We start from the raw sequence: 19,427 nt of genomic DNA on the forward strand, positions 1-19,427 counted from the left end.
ATGAAAAACACAAATACGGCGTTGCGCACTCACACTTATGGTTTGCTCGTTTTTATCTCACTTGCAGCAAGTGGTTTAGCGCACGCATCAGCGATACTTGAAGCCACCTATACCTCAGGTATTAATAATGGCTGGCAAAAAGTTGAAAGATGGCGAGATAACTCAGGGCATATTGGCAATGAAAGCTTTCCTGCCGACGGCCGTGGCGATCAATCAGGTCAGCGCGCTACTTTCTTTGCATCTAGCCAACCCAGCTCTGCGCAGTTTCTGCTTTATCATGCGCCGGGTTGGGATAGTAACAGCCGCCAAACACCGGTGTTGCTGATCCACGGTGCCAATCAAAATGCCGATTTGGCTTGGGCAAATCCAAACGAGGCCGGTAGTTACGGCTGTGGTCGACAAAACTGCCCTTCGCAAGGCTTAATGCAAGCGCTTGCCAATGATAATTATAAAGTTTTTGCCTTAAATCTGGCGCATAAAAATGGCGATGGCTTTATCTGGGCGGAGCAGATAGCTAATGCCATCGCTCAGGTTAAAAATAAGACGGGTGCAACGCAAGTCGATTTAGTCACTTGGTCAAAAAGCGCGTTTAATGCCCGTATGTATATTTCTTCTTTGACTAATGCTTGGAGCACTAGATTCAAAAGTGACGTACGCAAACTGGTGATGCTCGGTGCCCCCAACAACGGCATTGATTGGTCATTTCGTCACGGTGTTAATCATACCTATGGTGCTTATTCGCAATGTGGCGGCAGCATAAATGGGCCTACTGCGCATGATCAGATATTATGTTTTGGCCTATGGTATTCAAGTTCTGAGTGGGTTTACGACTCGCCTTACTTTCCCGGCTCTGCGCAGATGCTAAAAGCACTAGATGATAAATATGCACTACCCACCACAGAGCAAGATTGGTATACCACTTACTACGGTGGCTTAGGGTTTGTGAGCAAAGGCCGAGGTATCGCAGCGTTTACGATCAACTCACTAGTAGACCAAGTTCGTAGCGCTGGCACCGACAGCAGCGTTCAAGTTTATAATCTTTGCGGCGATCAGGCCGATATGGCATTTATTCACAATGAGCATACCGGCCCTTCCGATGGCGTTGTATTTATCAGTAGCTGCATCGACAGCACGGGAATAAGTAACTTGGCGGGCTCAGCGGTTGTGACCACCAATCACCTAGAGCTTGGCTGGGAACCCAGTGCAATCAACCAAATCAAAAATTGGTTAAGTGCACCCTAGCAGCCCCCTCTGCGGGAGGTGACAAAATACTGCACTAAAGTTGCAACGCAAAACTATTGCTATCTTGAGTTGATGTTGATTAACTGAATTGTTGAGAGTGACAGGATGAGCTTACGTATTTATGTCAAACACCGCCATTGCACCTTGCTACGTGCAATTGATGCAGCACACACTCACCGCAGCAAAACTGGAATTTGCTGCGGTCGCGCAGTATTTGGCTATCAATAAAGCCATTGACGCCCTAGATGCCATTGAGTTTATGCGCGTGATGGAACACTGTGCTGTCGAGCTCAATGACGAAAGCCTAAACCTTAACCGTAAAAAGCTTCTGCCTGGCACCAACGAATTTGTATTCAATAGTCTGCGCCATTGCCGTACCATTACTCAGCTATTACAAGAGCTTGCCCGTGGCTATAACTTTATCCATGCGGGAACTTACAATTTTTGTGAGGTATCTCACACTCAAGTGAGTTACATAATTGATGATGCAGCCTTTGACTACGCCACGGCCGCTGACGCACAATTTTCTCGCTGTATGTTAGATAGCATGCTGGTATTGATCCACGGCTTGGTAAAATACGTGTGCGCCGAAACCACCCAAGTTCAACTCACACAAGTACAGACCAAAAGTGACTCAAGCTCGCTGCTAAATTCGGTTATCACCCACATTCCCATCAAACCCTTAAGTAATCGCTACTTACTCACCTACCAATACCAAGAAACGGATCAATCATTAGATTTAGCAAAGCTAGAGCATCTTACGCTCAGCACCATTTACCATTCACTAGCAAACACGCTCCATCACCAGCAGTCGATTAACGACCATGCTAACTTGCTTGATAGAGTCTATAGTGAACTTAACGCGGGAATATTGTGCCAAGAACAAATAGCCGACAAGCTCAATATCAGTCCAGCAACATTAAGACGAAGGCTCGCTGAGTATCAAACCAATTTTAGGCAACTAAAAAACAACGTACAGAACAAGCAAGCCAAACTGCGACTCACTCAAGGTAGTAGTTTGTATGAGGTGGCGCACACGCTGCAGTTTTCAGATGAGCGTAGCTTTATTCGTGCGTTTAAGTCATGGAACGGCGTAACGCCTATGCAATTTCTGAAAGATCTGAGCTCAAAATCCTAGCGACTTAATTTTGTTCAGAGCTGCTAATTACAACTTATGTAAAAGTTGACGTTAAACAAAGCAAAGCACAACAAAAGTGATATTGTGCAACAAGCAAACAGAGTAAAAATGTAATACGTGGAAGGGATATGGAAACACTTCAACTTGCAGGAACGCTACTCGGCGGTTTGGGGATATTTTTAGTTGCGATAAGCATGATGACAGACGGCCTAAAATTAGCAGCCGGTTCGTCGCTGCGTCGAGTACTTGGAGTGTGGACCAAAACCCCTCAGCGCGGTATTGCTTCTGGCTTTTGCATGACAGCCTTAGTGCAATCATCCAGCGCGGTTACTGTGGCCTCTTTGGGCTTTGTGAATGCGGGTCTTATCAGCATGCATCAGGCGCTTGGTATCGTCTATGGCGCCAATGTTGGCACCACCATCACTGGCTGGTTAGTGGCCGCGGTTGGATTTAAATTTAATATCCAAGCTATCGCACTCCCCTTGATTGGTATTGGCGCCTTGATGAAGTTGCTACTACCTCGCTCACGACTAGCGTCAGCAGGCATGGCTTTGGTTGGTTTTGGGCTATTTTTTATCGGCATTGATATTCTCAAAGGCGCGTTTGAGCATATTGTCGCTGCTTTTGATTTAAGCCAATTTACCGCAGAGGGAATAAGCGGCATGTTGACCTTTTTGCTGGTGGGCATGGTGATGACAACCCTCACTCAATCTTCCAGTGCTTCCATCGCCTTGACCATTACCGCCGCTGCTAGTGGTATGATTGGATTATATGCCGCAGGCGCAATGGTTATCGGCGCAAACGTCGGTACCACATCAACATCTATTTTGGCATCCATTGGCGCAACAGCTAATGCCAAACGCGTTGCGGCGGCTCAGGTGATATTTAATGTGTTCACCGCGGTCGTCGCTTTCGCGGTATTACCTGTGCTGTTTTATCTCATCAACTATTTTACCGCGCTTTTCGGCGTCACTGCTGATCCCGCCTTGTCATTGGCACTTTTTCATACTTTGTTTAATATTTTGGGTGTGCTACTCATCTTTCCACTTAATGACAGGCTCGCTGACTTTTTAATGAAACGCTTTTGCAGTGCCGAGGAAACGGCTTCGAGGCCACGCTTTTTGGATAATACCATCGCTCAAACGCCTGAACTTGCAATCAATGCGTTATTGCTTGAGTCCAAACTCGTTGCAGATAAGGTGTTAGCCCAGTTTGATAAATGCCTACTCCCGACCGATAAACTCGGGATTGAACAGGCACTCCATGCAATCCAATCACTGTGTCAGCAGATTAGCCTTTTTATTGTGTCGGTAGAGCAATCCGCATTATCATCACAGACCACCTCACTACTCGCTAAACTCATGCGTATTGAGCAGTATTTGTTTACTTGTAGTCACTGTGTAGAACAATTAACGGAACACGCTCCATATAAGCAACTCGCAGAGCATCATGACTTACATGCACAATTGAATGAATACCAAGCCCAGCTTAGCCACTTTATGAAAACCAGTTTACATGAGCAAAGCATAACACCTGCCGAACTATCGTCGGCGCAAGAAGAATTGCAACGTTTACATGACGATGTGAAAGATGACTTAATTCTAGCAGGTACTCACGCGTCACTAGCGATAGATAAGATGGTAAGCAATATCAATACACTAGCGGAAATGTGGCAACTTTCACAGCAGTGGCATAAAGCGATGTTGCTGATCCACGCCATTGAAGCGCAGCTCTCTCCATCACAAGCAGATTAAGTGTGAATCAATGTAAGCAAATTGCGCTTTTTTAATCAGCGCACATTCCTATTTTGACGACTTGGTGATAAAACGTAATAAACAACTACAAAATAGGGACTAAGTTTTGAGAAAAAAAATTACTAATATTGCGACACTATGTATGCTAACAGCCATTGCTGGTAAATCTATAGCATTAGAAAAGGATCCATACCTATGGCTTGAAGAGATTGAAGGCAAACAAGCGCTAGAGTGGGTAACGGCACAGAACGATAGCTCACTAAAACAACTCAAAAGCCACAGCCAATATAATCATATCTTTCAAAATACATTAGATATTATCAATGATCGGTCTCGTATTCCTTACGCAACTGAACGTGCAGGTTATTACTATAATTTCTGGAGAGATGCGGATCATGTAAGAGGCATATACCGCAGAACAACGCTTGAAGAGTATAAAAAAGCGGACCCTAAGTGGGAAACCATTCTCGACTTAGATGCGCTAGCAAAAGCTGAAGACGAAAACTGGGTTTATGGCGGAATGAACTGTCACTATCCAAAGTATGAACGCTGTTTGGTATATCTATCGCGTGGTGGTGCTGATGCAAAAGTCGTGAGAGAGTTCGACATTCCAAGCAAATCTTTTGTAAAAAATGGATTTTATTTACCTGAAGCAAAAACCTCAGTATCTTGGTTCAACGAGAATTCAATATTTGTTGCAACAGATTTTGGAGAAGGATCATTAACTGACTCAGGTTATGCTGGAACGGTTAAAGTGTGGAAGCGCGGTACGCTACTGGACGACGCTAAAACAGTCTATCAGGCAAATAAAAGCTCTATCAGTGCCGGAGGCTTTACGGTATATGATCAAGGCAACACAAATCACTTTCTATACGATTCTACAAGCTTTTATACTCGCAATGTCTATAAACTCGAAGGTGATAAGCAGATAAAAATTCCAATGCCTAGCGACGCGAGCCTCCTCGGGTTAAACAATGGCATGCTCTTTATCCAGCTAAAATCTGCTTGGAAGGATTTTTCACAAGCAGAAGTAATATATGCCAACATTAACGATTTGGATTCTAAAAATATCCAGTTTACAAGCTTAATTAAGCCAACAGCAAATCGTTCAATAGAGGATTTGAGTTTTACCAAATCAGCGATACTAGTTACGGTATTAGATGATGTAAAGAATAAGGTTTTCCGCTATATGCCTAAAGCTAATGGGCAGTGGAAAATAGACCAAGTAAACTTTCCTGATACCGGTTCATTATCCGTTTTTGATACTGATCCCAACAGAGATGACTTTTTTGTCACCTACACGGACTTTTTATCACCGACCAGCCTTTACTTAGTAGATGGTAAATCACTTGGAATAACAAAGCTTAAAGGGAATAAATCACATTTCGATGATGATAAGTTCGTTACCCAGCAAAAATTTGCGACATCAAAAGACGGTACAAAAGTGCCTTACTTTATTGTTCATCAGAAAGATATCAAGTTAGATGGTAGCAACCCTACTTTATTATATGCCTATGGCGGCTTTGAAGTTTCTATGCAGCCATACTACTCGGCTTCCACTGGTAAAAATTGGTTAGAACAAGGCGGTGTTTATGTGCTTGCGAATATTCGTGGCGGCGGTGAATATGGACCAAGCTGGCACCAAGCAGCACTAAAAGAAAATCGCCACAAGGCGTATGAAGACTTTGAAGCCGTAGCAGAACAGCTGATAGCTGACAAAGTAACCAAACCTCAACATTTAGGTATTAAAGGCGGTAGTAACGGCGGCTTGCTAGTGGGCGCCGCTTTCACTCGCAGACCTGAACTTTACAACGCCGTTATTTGCCAAGTGCCATTACTCGATATGAAGCGTTTTAATAAGCTACTTGCTGGCGCAAGTTGGATGGGCGAATATGGTAATCCAGATATTCCTGAAGAGTGGGAATACATTAAAGCGTACTCGCCTTACCATAACCTAAGTAAAGACAAACAATATCCAAAAGTATTTTTCACAACCTCAACCCGAGATGACCGCGTTCACCCAGGCCATGCACGTAAAATGGTTGCTAAAATGAAAGATATGGGATTTGAAGTTCTGTATTTTGAGAATACCGAAGGTGGCCATGCAGGCGCTGCAAACAATGAACAGCGAGCGATGGTAAATAGCCTTGAGTTTGTTTACCTCATGGACAGACTCAAGTAGCTTTAAATTTATTGTCTAGTTTGTTAAAAGCGCTCAATTTCATATTGAGCGCTTTTCTTATTTCACCTCTCGGAAAAGCTAAGGTACTGAGATCCAAGCAACGCCGGCATCCAGTGAAATCTCAATATAAACTACATGTTTCTTTTAAAAGTGGGCGCACCTCTATTCAAGGCCAATAAACGCCACATCAAACACTTTGTTTAAACTTGAACCTGCTTGTTTGAGGTAATGTTTATATCGTTGATATTTTCAGCCTTAGAAGGTAATACAGGAAAGCACATGCATAAGCGGTGCAATCAGTGAGAGCTGAAACTTGACCTGCTTACTCGTGCGACAGATTGTGTGTCCGCTTTAAGCTGTATAACTAGCTTCTGATAAATTATAGGAGCGGCGCCATCGTGTGGTGAGTTGACAAACTCATCCACACTACCATTTTCTATTTTAAATTCACCTAAACTTGAAACCGAAATATCAAACAAGGATTTGGCGATCACCGCCATATAGACCAATACTGTCGCTATTACCCCACTAACCCTACTGCTGATACTGCGCATTTTGATTCTTTTTCCAGCAGTATAAGTTTCTATTTTGAGTCCAAATCAGGCTAAAAGTAAAATCGCTCTTCCACTTTATGTGTTATCTAAGTGTTCTCATACCAACGACTCAGCCTGAAGAGTCGCTTTTCTTCAATATTTTATTGGGCAAGAAAATATAGTATAACCAACTGACAAGTATCTAGTACAGGGACAATGGGATGCACAGTAACGCGCGCTTTCATTATATTGATAATATGCGAGGCTTAGCACTATTGCTTGGCGTTGTTTTTCATGCGGCCTTGGCGCACGGCCCTTATTTTCATAACCTTTGGATCAGTGTCGATCCAAACAAAAATGTCTTTTTTAACTACCTCGCCATGTGGACGCACCTATTCAGGATGCCACTATTTTTTATCATCGCCGGCTTTTGTGCCGCCCTGCTTATTCAAAAACGAGGTGGTAACGCTTATATTCAAAACAGGTTAAAACGGCTACTCATTCCCTTTATTATTTTTCTACCGCTCACCTTGTTGGTGTTATTACATGCGATGCATTGGGGCAGCAGCGTTGCCAGCACCCCACCACCGTTATTTAATGTTATGCAACAGATAAAAGAGCCTCAGGTGACAAGCATGCATCTATGGTTTTTATGGTATTTAAGCCAGTTCTGTGTGTTATTTTGGCTGCTACACAAGTTTCCACAGTTTTATCAACACATCCTTGATACCGTTGTTAAACCAATCTTTTTATGTGCCGTGTTACCGCTTATTGTCATCGTATCTATGGTCAATTTGATGGTGCCATTTCCAGCTCCTGATAAACTGCAACCTCATTGGTGGGCTTACGGGTTTTATGGCTCTTTGTTTTTGTTGGGTGCAGGACTATTTCATCATCATGGAGTGGTAACTCGCTACTCAAAGCGATTCAACTGGTTATTAATTATTGCCTGCACTTCATTGGTTGTATACTTTTACTTTTTGCCGCCACCACCGTCGCTTGAAAAAGTTATAATCGCGGTTAAAACAGGCGACGCAACGCCTGAAAAAATCAATTTGATCAGCGTTGTAGTTCAAACCATCGCCATCCTCAGCTGGACAGCTGTCGCTTACTTAGCGGGGTTCAAATGGTTGAGTCGATTTAACAAACAAAATCGCTATATCTCAGATACCTCCTATTGGATTTATCTCATCCATATTCCTGTACTTATGTATATTCAATTTCCTCTTACGAACATGAAGGTATCTGCCTTCATCAAGTTTATTATTGCTCTATCTCTGACGGTGACGATAGGCATTATTAGCTACCATTATTTGGTTAGAAATACGGTGATTGGTATTTTATTAAACGGCAGAAAAGCCAAGCCAAAAAATGAAAAATCAGACATATTGACGGAGTGATCTGTAGTAGAGGGAATCGCATGCAAAAGCCAGAGCAAAGCTCTGGCTATGAAAGCAACTAGCCGTAGCTTCGTGCAGCTTGATATGCACCGCGAGCTTGCACTTTTTCAAGGTAAGCTTTTATATTGCCACGCGTTGTGAGCAAACCGACTTTATCTGCAATTTCTAGCATCACCGTCATCATAATATCGGCGGCGGTAAAGTCGTTGCCAGCAAAATAGCTTTGCTTAGCAAGTGTGGCATCTATGTAAGAAAAGTCGACATTTACTTCTTTAGCAATATAGCCATCCATTGGTTTATCGCCTGTACGCTGCTCCATCTTCATCATCAAAGACGCGATCACCGGCAGCGCCAATGACCCCTCAGCAAAGTGCAACCATTCTTGATATTGATAGTACTCAGGTGTCCCCACATCTGGTCGCAAACTACTCTTTTCCGCTTTATCTAGCAGATATTCCATGATGGCTCCAGACTCACATAAGACTAGGCTGTCATCGACCAACACGGGGGCTTTTCCAAGTGGATGCACCTTTTTAAGACTTTCAGGCGCAAGGCGCGTTTCAGAGTTTCGCTCGTGCTCCACAAGCTCATAAGGCATGTTGAGTTCATATAAAAGCCAAAGCACTCTTGTCGAGCGTGACTCGTTTAAGTGGTGAACAGTTAACATCGATTTATCCTTCCTAAAATTTAGTTATGCCAGCTCGTCTGGACCCAAGCGCACAACAAGCTTGCCAAAGTTTTTACCTTCTAGTAAGCCAATGAACGCCTCAACAGCATTATCCATACCCTCAACTAGGTGCTCTTTGTATTTAATCTTGCCCGCGTTTAACCATGGTTGCATCGCTTCGCTAAACTCGTTGTATCTATGCCCATAATCATCGAATACAATAAAGCCTTGCATTTTCACTCGCTTAGTAAGCAGTGTCGCCATCAACATAGACATACGATCAGGTCCTGGTGGCAATTCAGTGGCATTATACTGAGAGATCAACCCACAAAGTGGGATCCGAGCACTTGAGTTAAGCAATGGCATAACCGCATCGAACACCTTACCACCCACATTTTCAAAATAGACGTCGATACCAGATGGGCAAGCCTGAGCTAACTGCTCTGCGAGATCATCCTTACGATGATCAAGGCAGACATCAAAACCAAGTGTCTCGGTAGCGTAACTGCATTTTTCGGCGCCGCCAGCGATGCCTATTACTTTACAGCCTTGCAGTTTTGCTATTTGTCCAACAAGGCTACCTACAGCACCTGTTGCTGCGGCAACCACTACTGTTTCTCCAGCTTTTGGCTGACCGATATCCATCAATCCCATGTAGGCAGTAAGGCCTGGCATCCCTAACACGCCCAAGCTATATGATGGGTTGGGTAAATTGCTATCTAGCTTAAGTAAGCCAGTGCCATCCGAAACGCTATAGTCTTGCCAGCCACTCATCGCGAGTACCCAGTCACCTTGGGTAAATTTAGGGTTATTCGATTCTTCGACTCGGCATACCGTACCACCCACCATCACTTCGCCGATAGCAACCGGATCTGCATAGGATTTTGCGTCGCTCATACGGCCACGCATGTAAGGATCTAACGACAAAAAGACGGTGCGAAGGAGCACCTCACCCTCTTTTGGCGTTGGGATCTGTGCTTCTTCATAATTGAAATTTTCTTGCGTTGGTGCACCATGTGGGCGCGACGCCAAGGTAATGCGACGATTCGTTTGTGCGTTTTGAGCTTGGTTTATTGCGTTACTCATGATTTATTCCTTTTAATAAGCAGGTTACAGCTGGTTTAGGTACGTCAGCATTTTCTCAGCGACAAGTTCAGAGCTTGCTGGATTTTGTCCTGTAAACAGTAAGCCATCTCTAACAGCAAACACATTCCAATCATCCACTTTTTGGAAATCTGCACCTCGTTTAACCAGCTCATCTTCTAATAAAAATGGCACAACATCAGTCAGCCCAACGGCCTCCTCTTCACTATTCGTAAAACCAGACACCACTTTACCTTTTACCAGATATTCGCCCGATGTAGCTTTTACATCCATCAGCACAGCGGTTGCATGGCATACCGCACCAACTGGTTTATCTGCAGCTAAAAAGGAACTGATCAATTGGATTGAATTGGTATCTGTTGCTAAATCCCATAGAGGTCCGTGACCGCCTGGGTAAAATACGGCGTCAAAATCTGCCGCGTTCACCTCTGCTAGCGGCAGCGTATTTGCCACCAGTTCCTGCGTTTTTTGATCATCAAAATAGCGTTTCGTACTGTCGGTTTGGAAATCAGGCTGTTCGCTTTTTGGGTCAATTGGCGGCTGACCACCTTTTGGTGAAGCAAGCGTTACTTCTACCCCTGCATCCACAAAGGCATAGTAAGGTGCAGCAAACTCTTCAATCCAAAACCCTGTCTTCTCACCTGTGTTGCCAAGTTCTGCATGTGACGTTAGCACCATTAAAATTTTCTTTGCTGTCATCAAAATTACCTCTCATTCTTTGTTCAAACTTCAGACTATTTAGCCTGCGGATAAATATAAAAGTATGAGCTTAAGACTAGTTAAACAATGCAGACAAAAGCTAACTCTTTGTTCAAACAATTGATACAATGAATTTATCAAAGTCGATGGAGTAGTGCGTGGATATTTCGTTTGAGCAACTCAAAAGCATGGTTGTCTTTGCCCAAGTTATCGAGCAAGGCACTTTAAGTGGCGCCGCTAGGCATTTAAATTTGTCTCGCGCAGTGGTGAGCTACCATGTTAAAAAACTGGAGTCACAGTTAGGCATAAAATTGCTCAATCGCTCGACTCGCACCATTTCACTTACAGAAGCAGGTCGCGAATACTACCAGCGCTGCCGTGTGATTGCAGAGCAAGCCTTTGCCGCAAACCAGCAAATTGAGAATTTAAAGAAAGAGCCTATCGGTCTAATAAAGCTTACCTGCCCTGTTAATGTTGGCTTGCAAACCATAGTGCCTGCACTCAATGAATTTAGAGCTATGTATCCTAAGATCCAGCTCGATATCATGCTCACAGATGAAGTCGTCAATATCATCAAAGAAGGCATTGATCTGGCCATTCGAGGTGCCCCACTTCCCGATTCAGGCTTGCAAGCCAGTAAACTTTCAGTGCTAAAAACCTGCCTGTGCGCATCGCCAGATTATTTGCAAAAGTATGGCGTCCCCAAACACCCCACCGATCTCTACCAGCATCAATGGGTGATTTACAAGCTGACATCGGGGGCGCTCACATTGAGTAAAGGGGCTAGGGCCTATAGCATCACGATGAAAGGCGATATAAGCACCAACAATGCAGCGGCACGCACCGCTTTTGTGGAGGGGGGTCATGGTCTTGGACGAATTCCAACTTACGACGCATTACCAAAAATACAAGCCGGAACTTTGGTGCCTGTATTAGAAGATTACACACTGCCAGACATACATGTTTATGGCGTTTTCCCTGAAGGCAATGCCAACTCTAAAAAAGTTCGGTTACTGCTCGATTTTCTAAAAGGGTATTTTCAGCGTCAATTGGTTGAAGCGTAAGCCTCAACCCATTGCATGTTTAGCCTAGTAACTTTCAGCGGGTTTAAGTCCGTAGCGCTTTCCCAATTTCGTGAGCCTGGGCTCTGCTACGCTTGGTTTTACCGTCAATACTTGGATAGGTAAATCATCTCCAACCTGCAACTTGTCATAAAAATCTTTGTTATCCAGAATAAACTCACCTTCACGGCTGCCCTGAAATTGATAGCTGTACTCAACGAAATAGAAAGTCTCCTGATGCTCCACTTCCCGGTCATACTCGTCTCGGTGAACATAAGTGTTAGATTCAATTCTTTTGTTAGTGATGGTGCCGAAAAGGTGTTTACCAAACTCTTTCGTCAATTCTTTTTCGTAGTAGTAGCGAATACTTGATGGCAGGGAAAAAGCGTACATTCCAAGAGGTATCAAGATAAATATAGCGCCAAAAATAACAGCCCCAATACCTGCACCGTATTGCTCAGTTACCCCAATGTAAATGGCGAATCCACCAACAATACAAAACGGAATGCCAATGGAGATAAGGCCCAAATGCTTGCCAATTGCAGCAAACAAAAACTTCAGCTTTGTAGAAAGTGATAACGATTTTTCCTTGGTCATAACAGACTATGCTCCTTGCATAAGATTTATACAGCCATGATAATAAAATATTTAGCCCTTTTGGTCGAGCAGATACCTCAGCTCCTGAGTGAGATATTAATGTAAAGTGACCACACAATGATGAATAGGGATATGCAAGAAGGCTTTCATGAAATATTTCGCACTTATAGCAACGATCAGCATAAGTAATTTAGCGGCTGCACAAGGCGAAGTAGCAGCAAAGTGGCAACTGGGACAATACGCTGTATCCATTGGTGAAAAATGTGTCATTACCGTTTCAACCCCAGCTTCCAAAGAAATAATAGCAAACGGTTTCAATAACGATAAAGCCTGTAAAGTTGCCTATCTAGCCCAAACCAACATTCCCAACGCTTACGTGATAGGCGGTGGACATATTCTTATCGTCGAACAGCAAACTATCCAATCAAAAAGCTGCAGACGTGTATCAACAGCGCTTTATTTACCAACCGATGGTCAAGCCGCATTGAGCAGCGCTCAAATAGAAAGCGGCAACTGCGATGGCCATATAGAACCAAACGGAGCGATGTATTTAATTTCAGCTCTGCAAAACCCAGTTTAAAAGATCAGCAGCGCTTATGGCTTATTAGACGCTTTAAGCGTTGCCCTAACCGATGGGGCAAGTCGACGACTGACGGGAACACTTGCTCCATTCGTTAATTTCAAGTTGCTCTGATTATTATCACTTTCTAATGACACCACTTCGTTTAGATTAGTTAAATAAGAACGATGTGTTTTTATAAAAATAGAGGGCAAAGTAAGTTCGAGTTGTTTTAGTGAACCTGTAAACAGCTTCTGGGTGGTGTCTTTCATGTGCAGCTCAACGTAGTCCCCTGCGGCTTTACAAAACGCAATATCCGTGAGCACAACATAGTCAGTTTTACCTGCAATACTGACTTCCAGCTTAGAAGGGGACTGAAGTTGTTTGTTCTGCGCAAGTTTAAACTTAAGCTTGGCAATATGAGCTTGATCACTACTCAGCTGCACTTGCTGATCACGATACTCTTTCGCCTGGCAAATGAAAAGGTAGGCTAGCAAGACTGCAATGATCACAAAGTGAATAATTTCGTGGAAGCTTGATGCAACAAATAGCACGGTTGCAGCCACCAACAACTGCACCACAAACCAAGCCGACAAATTATTGTTTTTGGCGCGTCGCCAACAATAACCTAGCTGGACTAGGCTAACGAGTAATGGCACAAAGACTCCGGCCGTGGTTTTAGAGTCAAAGCCTGGCGCAAAAATAACAACAATAAGCGTGACGAGTGTACCGATATAAATCCAGTGAAGCGCGTGCTTTTCTGCGACTTTTAAGGAGCTATAAACAAGCAACAAGGTGCCAAATAAAAACGATAAGCCCGTCACGGTCAACTGTCGAATATCATGCCATACATAGCTATAGTCAACTAATCCTCGCGATATTTCAGCACTGAGCTGCATTGCCGCAAGCAGGCACAGTGCGGCAAATATCCGAACGCTTGTATTGCCATAACGACCAAAGCTCAGACTTATAAAGTACAACGCGCCCAACAAAAAGGCACCAACCAAAATCAGGCCCAAGCCACTAAATGATTGAATATACTGCTTAGGATCGCCAAATTGCCCTAGCCCAATAAAATGAATTGGGTATCCTAATGAAATAAGACTATGCTGTGCGGACAGACCAAACACCAGTTGATTGCTTTTCTCTATCAGTGAGTCTGGCAAATAAAATACGCTGTCCATTTTGCCTATTTGCTCAGCTTTATCTACGGCAGGAAAACCGCTGTTCCCTACCTTACTACCATTTAAAAAGACTTCGCTTGATGTTTTAGCAAATAAATACAACCCAACGGGCTTTGGTATTGAGGCTAATTTCGCTCGCTCAAATTCGATTAACACCCAAACAGCCTGATTTTGCGGGTCAACCTCAGATAACTTCGCTCGGTGACATTGCGGCTCAGTAAACGGTGGAATTTCTTTTGGCGAGACTGACCACGGGCAAACTGTCACGGCTTGATCATAAGAAAATGGCAACAAAGGTTGACTGGCATAAGCCTTACCTACAGCGCCCGAGCAACACACAGCCATCACTAAATAAAGTACAAGATTAATATTCACACTCTACCGCTTTTCCTTTTACCGTTCGTCGGCCTTTTACTACCGCTGAGCCTACAAGCCAATAAATATCGGCCACTCATAGAAGTTCACTTCCCCATAAAGTTGCCATGGTCTTCAATAAAAACAAACTATTAAGGAGTAATACTATGCGATCAACACACACATTAATAGCCGCGTTAAGCTTATTCACTTGCTTATGCGTAAGCGCTGAGAAAGGTAGCGATAAGCAAGTGCTGTACAGCAATGAGCAACAAATCGAATTTCAAGCCAACAGCGGAGAAACAACGGATGCCATAGCTGGGCACCTCTGGGTGCCTGAAAACAGGAATAACCCCAACAGCAACAAGATTAGAATTAACTATGTGCGCTTTCCTGCAACCGGCAGCAATAAAGGTTCCCCTATCGTATATTTATCTGGTGGCCCCGGCGGTTCAGGGATCGCGACTGCCAAGTGGCGAAGATTTCCGTTATTTCAAGCGCTAAGAGAGTTTGGTGATGTTATTGCGCTAGACCAAAGAGGTACGGGGCAGTCAGAGCAAGCTACTCCTTGCGTGTCTAGTGAACACATTGCGCTTAATTCTGTTACCACTGAAGCGCAAATTGCAGACCGTTACCGCAAAGCCGCATTACAATGCTTTACTCAATGGAAGTCTCAAGACATTGATATATATGGTTATAATACCGAGCAGAATGCACTAGATATAAACGACTTACGAAAGCACCTAAAAGCTGACAAAGTATCACTTTGGGGGATCTCTTACGGCAGCCATCTGGCACTCAGTGCTATAAAAGCGATGCCAGCGCATCTCGACAAAGTAATTATCGCCAGTGCTGAAGGGCTCAATCAGACCGTTAAACTACCTCACCGAACCGATCAATACTTTGAAAGAGTTCAAGAAATTATCAATCAGCAAGCGCTTAAACAACAAGTTTCGGACCTACCCGCTTTGATGCGCCGAGTGCACACTAAACTTGAGCAACAGCCTATTACACTTCAAATTACACAAAAAGACGGCTCAAAGACCCTCATGTTATTTCAAAAGCATCATATTCAGTCGTTAGCTAGCATGATGATTGCCGATCCTAACCAATATCTTGCCATGCTAATTCATGTTTATTTAGGTTTAGATAACGGCAATACCGAGCTGTTAAAGCATGTTTTACAGCGCGGAATGTTTACCGATGAGCCCATTACATTCAAACTGATGCCGCTGGCGATGGATGTGGCTTCAGGGATCACCGCTAAACGCCTTGCAAAAGTGACAAACCAATCGCCAACAGCCTTGCTTGGCGACAAACTTAACTTTCCAATGCCAACACTGCACTTGATAGATAAAAAACTAGATTTAAGTGATGATTTTAGAGCCGCCCCCCTATCCAGCATCCCAACTTTATTGTTTACAGGTAGTCTAGACGGTAGAACGTATCCAGAAGAACAACTTGAAGCTGTGAGAGGACTTACAAATTTGACCCAGATTATGGTCAACAATGCGGGCCACAACCTTTATACAAGCTCACCCTTGGTGCTCGCCAGAATGCAAACATTCTTAAGCGGAAAACCCGTCAACACAGAAGTAATCCAACTACCGCTGCCAAAACTTACGCTGTCAGCGCCTTATACTAATTGAATTAATTCTCCAATCAATTTGAAAGGTGAAATAGATCATTTACTTAATACAACTGGTATTAACCCCAAAAGCGGCTCAAAGTGAATTGAAAAAGCAATTCACTTTAAGCGGACTACCACCAACAAAGTTGTTGATAGCCCAAAAGCTTGGGTATAATTAGGCTTTTGGCCTCTTACATCCATAGCATTATGAAAAAGCTCTCAAAAGTACAAGAAAAACAGCAAGCTTTGGTACTCACCATTGCAGACAAACTCGAAGAACAAGCTCGTGCAGAAATTCCCGGCATGGTGCAATGTTGGTTTGATGTGGAATATCACTTGTTCCCCGGCTCATTAATACTCTTTTTCCAATTTGAGAATGAACAGGCATTGGAAGTCGCAAAGCCGGATCTTCTAAAATGGCAAAAGCGTTTAAGCGCCGCCATGCTGAAAAAAGGAGTGATTTTAAAAGATATGCGTAAACATCTTACCTATACCCTACTCGGGCCTGAGGATTAGTTTATAAAGCAAAGATTTCAATAACTCACCAAAGCAGCTAACTTAATCTACTGCTGCGGTTTTTAGAACAATTGTATCGTGTTTTGGTTATTTTAATCTTGAAAAACCATGATTTGCCCTACATTATGGCGTACTTATTTTAGCTATTCGTTTTAGATACATGACACCACCAAACAACGTAATGTCAAAACTAACTGCGCTCGTAGAGGCTAAACTGTTTCAGAACTTTCTGATTGCAGTAATTTTGTTTAATGCTGTGACACTGGGCCTAGAAACGACTCAGTTTGGCAAAAACAATGCCGCTCTACTGCACAAGATTGACTTTGTCATATTGATGATTTTTACCCTTGAACTCTTGTTGAAGCTGATTGTTTATCGTCTGAAATTTTTCAAGTCCGGTTGGAACATCTTTGACTTCGTTATTGTCGCTATCTCATGGGCGCCTTCAACTGGAGCCTTGTCGGTGCTACGGGCGTTTAGAATTTTAAGGGTCTTAAGACTATTTTCTGTTGTTCCTCAGATGCGTCGGGTTATTGGTGCCCTTGGACACTCACTTCCGGGTATGGCCTCAGTTATTGGCGTACTTGGCATTGTGTTTTATGTGTCTGCAGTACTCACAACAAAATTATTTGGCCAACACCCAGATCCCAACATGCAAGAGTGGTTTGGCTCCATTGGCGCCTCAGCTTACACACTGTTTCAGGTAATGACGCTAGAGAGCTGGTCAATGGGAATTGTCCGTCCGACTATGGAACTATTTCCGCAGTCTTGGTTGTTCTTTGTACCCTTTATTATTATCACCAGCTTTGCGGTACTTAATCTTTTTATCGGTATTATCGTCGATGCGATGCAAGTAATGCATGAAGAAGAGCAAGGCAAACCTGATCAAGTTTTAGCGACCAAAGAAGATATTTTGCGGGTTGAAGAAAAGCTCAATGAGCTTTTAAAAAGCAAAAACCGCTAGCGTCTAGAATAGCGCAGAAAACGCAGTTGATTTACGTTTTCTGCGCGCCTATTACATCAGAGCAGCCGTTTTGCTACAGCATCATTCATGCATATATCCAATCCCACCTACAATGATCAACACACCATTAAGCCATTTGATAATATCGCTATGTATACTTCTAATAGTTGGAGAATTTACTCAATTGGTATAAGCTGCCAGAGTTCCAGATAAACCCGAAAAAGAGGAATATACCTTGGATAAAAGAATTGAGCCTGAGCTACCAAGTATTACACCCGATTTAGATCAGGTTGAAGCGTTTAAAGACTCTCTCAATCAAGCGAATAATAAGGTATCTACGTCGAACACCTCGCCCAAATCAAAAGCAATAAAAACCCAAAAAACAGGTGTCATAAACTGGATAAGCATTGCAGCCATTATTGCTCTGGCCGCATCAGTGTTTGGGCTTTATGGGCAGCTTTCAGCAACACAAACGCAATTACTCGAATCAACAAAACGCATTGCCGAGCTTGAGCATACCCTCACTGCCACAGATGAAGAGATGGATTTGTCTGCAGGTGCAATGCAAGCAAAGTTGAACACACTTACCGAGCGCACAGACGAGCTTTGGTCACAGATGGATAAACTGTGGGCGTCAGCGTGGCGACGAAACCAATCAGAAATCAAAAAGCTTGAGGAACAAGCAAGTAATAATGCTAAAAGCCAAACCAGTACAACTACTAGGGTGGAAGCACTATCTCAGAGCCAAACGGAGCTTGCTTTAAAACTCTCGCTACTAGAAGAGCAACAGCAAGCAGCTAACGTACTCAAAAACCAAATTGCCGCAATTAATGATGACGTTGATCAGTTAAAATCTCAAACGCAAAGCCGAGACTCGAAACAAATTGAGATCGGAGGAAGCCTTGCCCAAATAGAAATGACGCAAACTGCACTGGCAGAAAAGCTAGAGCGCTTGGAGCGTAGATTGGCGGCCACGACCGTAACGCAACCTAGCACGAATTAGCCCGTCATAATCAACAGCTACTTTAGTAATATGAGTTGGCTGCGAACTCACGCAACCAACTCAGCTTTTATTCTCTTCGGCATTCACAAAGTCCCTCGCCAGCTCATAAAATATAACGTAAAATACTCTACTACATTTCTGTATTTATTCGAGTGTAAGCTTTACGCTTAAATCAATACACATTACCTACTCAGGCATACTGTTTTGCCGATTGAGTATTTTTTGCTTGAAGGCAACTATGAAAAAGACATTTGAACTAATTCACCCGAAAATCAAACTTGAAAGACGCGTTGACGCGGTTAAGCATGAGCTTAAAAAATACCTAAAACGCGAGCGCAACAAAACTCTGCCTGCAAGCGCTGATTATTGGGATTTTGATTGTAAGTTTGGTAATACAGAAGCAGAAGCCGAGCCGGTGCACCTATCACAACTAAACAAATTGATTGATAAAACGCAAACTGAAAACCTCACTTCCTTTTATGTTGAGATTTTAGCAAAGCCAGGCTATAGAAAATCAAACGATTTATCTGACGATGAGTTAGAAGGCTACTAAGCCACTTCTGTATTGTCGAGCTTTAGCTCGACAATATCTGCTCTATCCCGAAAACGCAGATTGCTCGACCCCAGCAAAAACGTAGGTCGAGCTTTAGCCCGACAACACCAGCCCTACTCCAACAATACCAACTGGCACAAAATCAAGCGCATGATATAATCGCTCGTCGAATTTTTGCTGGCGCTACTGCCGGTATAGTGAGAATTAATACCAATTGAATTAATTCTCTAATCAATTTGAAGGGTGAAATAGCATATTAGCTTCGTTAAAAATTTCTCATTTACATC

Annotated in this window: 17 protein-coding genes; 12 read left to right on the forward strand and 5 right to left on the reverse strand. The window is 43.3% G+C overall.

Going from position 1 to position 19,427, the window contains the following annotated elements; genetic code table 11:
• The 5 genes from CWC03_RS11230 (at window position 1) to CWC03_RS11250 (ending at window position 8,249) form a co-directional block, all read left to right on the forward strand.
• Window positions 1-1,242, forward strand: coding sequence for an esterase/lipase family protein (locus CWC03_RS11230; protein ID WP_138582002.1), 1,242 nt, complete (start codon window positions 1-3; stop codon window positions 1,240-1,242).
• 121 nt (window positions 1,243-1,363) lie between these two features.
• Window positions 1,364-2,380, forward strand: a complete 1,017-nt coding sequence (locus CWC03_RS11235; RefSeq protein WP_138582003.1) for a helix-turn-helix domain-containing protein — start codon at window positions 1,364-1,366, stop codon at window positions 2,378-2,380.
• Window positions 2,381-2,508: 128 nt separating this feature from the next.
• Window positions 2,509-4,134, forward strand: a complete 1,626-nt coding sequence (locus CWC03_RS11240; RefSeq protein WP_138582004.1) for a Na/Pi cotransporter family protein — start codon at window positions 2,509-2,511, stop codon at window positions 4,132-4,134.
• 142 nt (window positions 4,135-4,276) lie between these two features.
• The gene (locus CWC03_RS11245; protein ID WP_249314014.1) at window positions 4,277-6,316 is read left to right on the forward strand and encodes a prolyl oligopeptidase family serine peptidase; all 2,040 of its coding nucleotides are present in this window, start codon (window positions 4,277-4,279) and stop codon (window positions 6,314-6,316) included.
• A 754-nt stretch (window positions 6,317-7,070) separates the two neighbouring features.
• Window positions 7,071-8,249, forward strand: a complete 1,179-nt coding sequence (locus CWC03_RS11250) for an acyltransferase family protein (RefSeq protein ID WP_138582006.1) — start codon at window positions 7,071-7,073, stop codon at window positions 8,247-8,249.
• Window positions 8,250-8,307: 58 nt separating this feature from the next.
• On the opposite strand, the gene CWC03_RS11255 is transcribed toward CWC03_RS11250, so the two are convergent.
• Genes CWC03_RS11255 through CWC03_RS11265 form a run of 3 tightly spaced genes read right to left on the reverse strand, consistent with a single transcriptional unit; the run spans window position 8,308 to window position 10,719 of the window.
• Window positions 8,308-8,916, reverse strand: coding sequence for a glutathione S-transferase family protein (locus tag CWC03_RS11255; protein WP_138582007.1), 609 nt, complete (start codon window positions 8,914-8,916; stop codon window positions 8,308-8,310).
• A 24-nt stretch (window positions 8,917-8,940) separates the two neighbouring features.
• Entirely contained in the window at window positions 8,941-10,002 is a 1,062-nt protein-coding gene (gene curA, locus CWC03_RS11260) for an NADPH-dependent curcumin/dihydrocurcumin reductase (RefSeq protein ID WP_138582008.1), read from the reverse strand.
• Between the two features lie 24 nt (window positions 10,003-10,026).
• Window positions 10,027-10,719, reverse strand: coding sequence for a type 1 glutamine amidotransferase domain-containing protein (locus tag CWC03_RS11265; RefSeq protein WP_138582009.1), 693 nt, complete (start codon window positions 10,717-10,719; stop codon window positions 10,027-10,029).
• A 158-nt stretch (window positions 10,720-10,877) separates the two neighbouring features.
• Here CWC03_RS11265 and CWC03_RS11270 point away from each other — a divergent pair, with 158 nt between their 5' ends.
• The gene (locus CWC03_RS11270; RefSeq protein WP_010607291.1) at window positions 10,878-11,783 is read left to right on the forward strand and encodes a LysR family transcriptional regulator; all 906 of its coding nucleotides are present in this window, start codon (window positions 10,878-10,880) and stop codon (window positions 11,781-11,783) included.
• A gap of 24 nt (window positions 11,784-11,807) precedes the next feature.
• On the opposite strand, the gene CWC03_RS11275 is transcribed toward CWC03_RS11270, so the two are convergent.
• Window positions 11,808-12,377 carry a hypothetical protein gene (locus CWC03_RS11275; protein WP_138582010.1) on the reverse strand — a complete coding sequence of 190 codons (570 nt, stop codon included), beginning with the start codon at window positions 12,375-12,377 and terminating at the stop codon, window positions 11,808-11,810.
• A gap of 148 nt (window positions 12,378-12,525) precedes the next feature.
• Between CWC03_RS11275 and CWC03_RS11280 the strand changes: the two genes are divergently transcribed.
• A complete protein-coding gene (locus CWC03_RS11280) occupies window positions 12,526-12,957 on the forward strand; it encodes a hypothetical protein (RefSeq protein WP_138582011.1) in 432 nt (143 codons plus the stop codon).
• Between the two features lie 14 nt (window positions 12,958-12,971).
• On the opposite strand, the gene CWC03_RS11285 is transcribed toward CWC03_RS11280, so the two are convergent.
• Window positions 12,972-14,495, reverse strand: coding sequence for a LytR/AlgR family response regulator transcription factor (locus CWC03_RS11285; RefSeq protein WP_138582012.1), 1,524 nt, complete (start codon window positions 14,493-14,495; stop codon window positions 12,972-12,974).
• A gap of 146 nt (window positions 14,496-14,641) precedes the next feature.
• Here CWC03_RS11285 and CWC03_RS11290 point away from each other — a divergent pair, with 146 nt between their 5' ends.
• The 5 genes from CWC03_RS11290 to CWC03_RS11310 all read left to right on the forward strand — a co-directional run bounded on the left by CWC03_RS11290 (window position 14,642) and on the right by CWC03_RS11310 (window position 19,140).
• Window positions 14,642-16,123, forward strand: a complete 1,482-nt coding sequence (locus CWC03_RS11290) for an alpha/beta hydrolase (protein ID WP_138582013.1) — start codon at window positions 14,642-14,644, stop codon at window positions 16,121-16,123.
• Between the two features lie 188 nt (window positions 16,124-16,311).
• On the forward strand, window positions 16,312-16,620 hold the full coding sequence (locus CWC03_RS11295) for a hypothetical protein (RefSeq protein ID WP_128725938.1): 309 nt from the start codon (window positions 16,312-16,314) through the stop codon (window positions 16,618-16,620).
• Between the two features lie 181 nt (window positions 16,621-16,801).
• Entirely contained in the window at window positions 16,802-17,584 is a 783-nt protein-coding gene (locus CWC03_RS11300; protein ID WP_128725939.1) for an ion transporter, read from the forward strand.
• Window positions 17,585-17,819: 235 nt separating this feature from the next.
• A complete protein-coding gene (locus CWC03_RS11305) occupies window positions 17,820-18,587 on the forward strand; it encodes a hypothetical protein (RefSeq protein WP_138582014.1) in 768 nt (255 codons plus the stop codon).
• Between the two features lie 238 nt (window positions 18,588-18,825).
• Window positions 18,826-19,140, forward strand: coding sequence for a DUF6172 family protein (locus tag CWC03_RS11310; RefSeq protein ID WP_138582015.1), 315 nt, complete (start codon window positions 18,826-18,828; stop codon window positions 19,138-19,140).
• The last annotated feature ends 287 nt before the right edge of the window (window positions 19,141-19,427 follow it).

It is taken from the genome of Pseudoalteromonas sp. S2755, assembly GCF_005886535.1.
Lineage (GTDB): Bacteria > Pseudomonadota > Gammaproteobacteria > Enterobacterales > Alteromonadaceae > Pseudoalteromonas.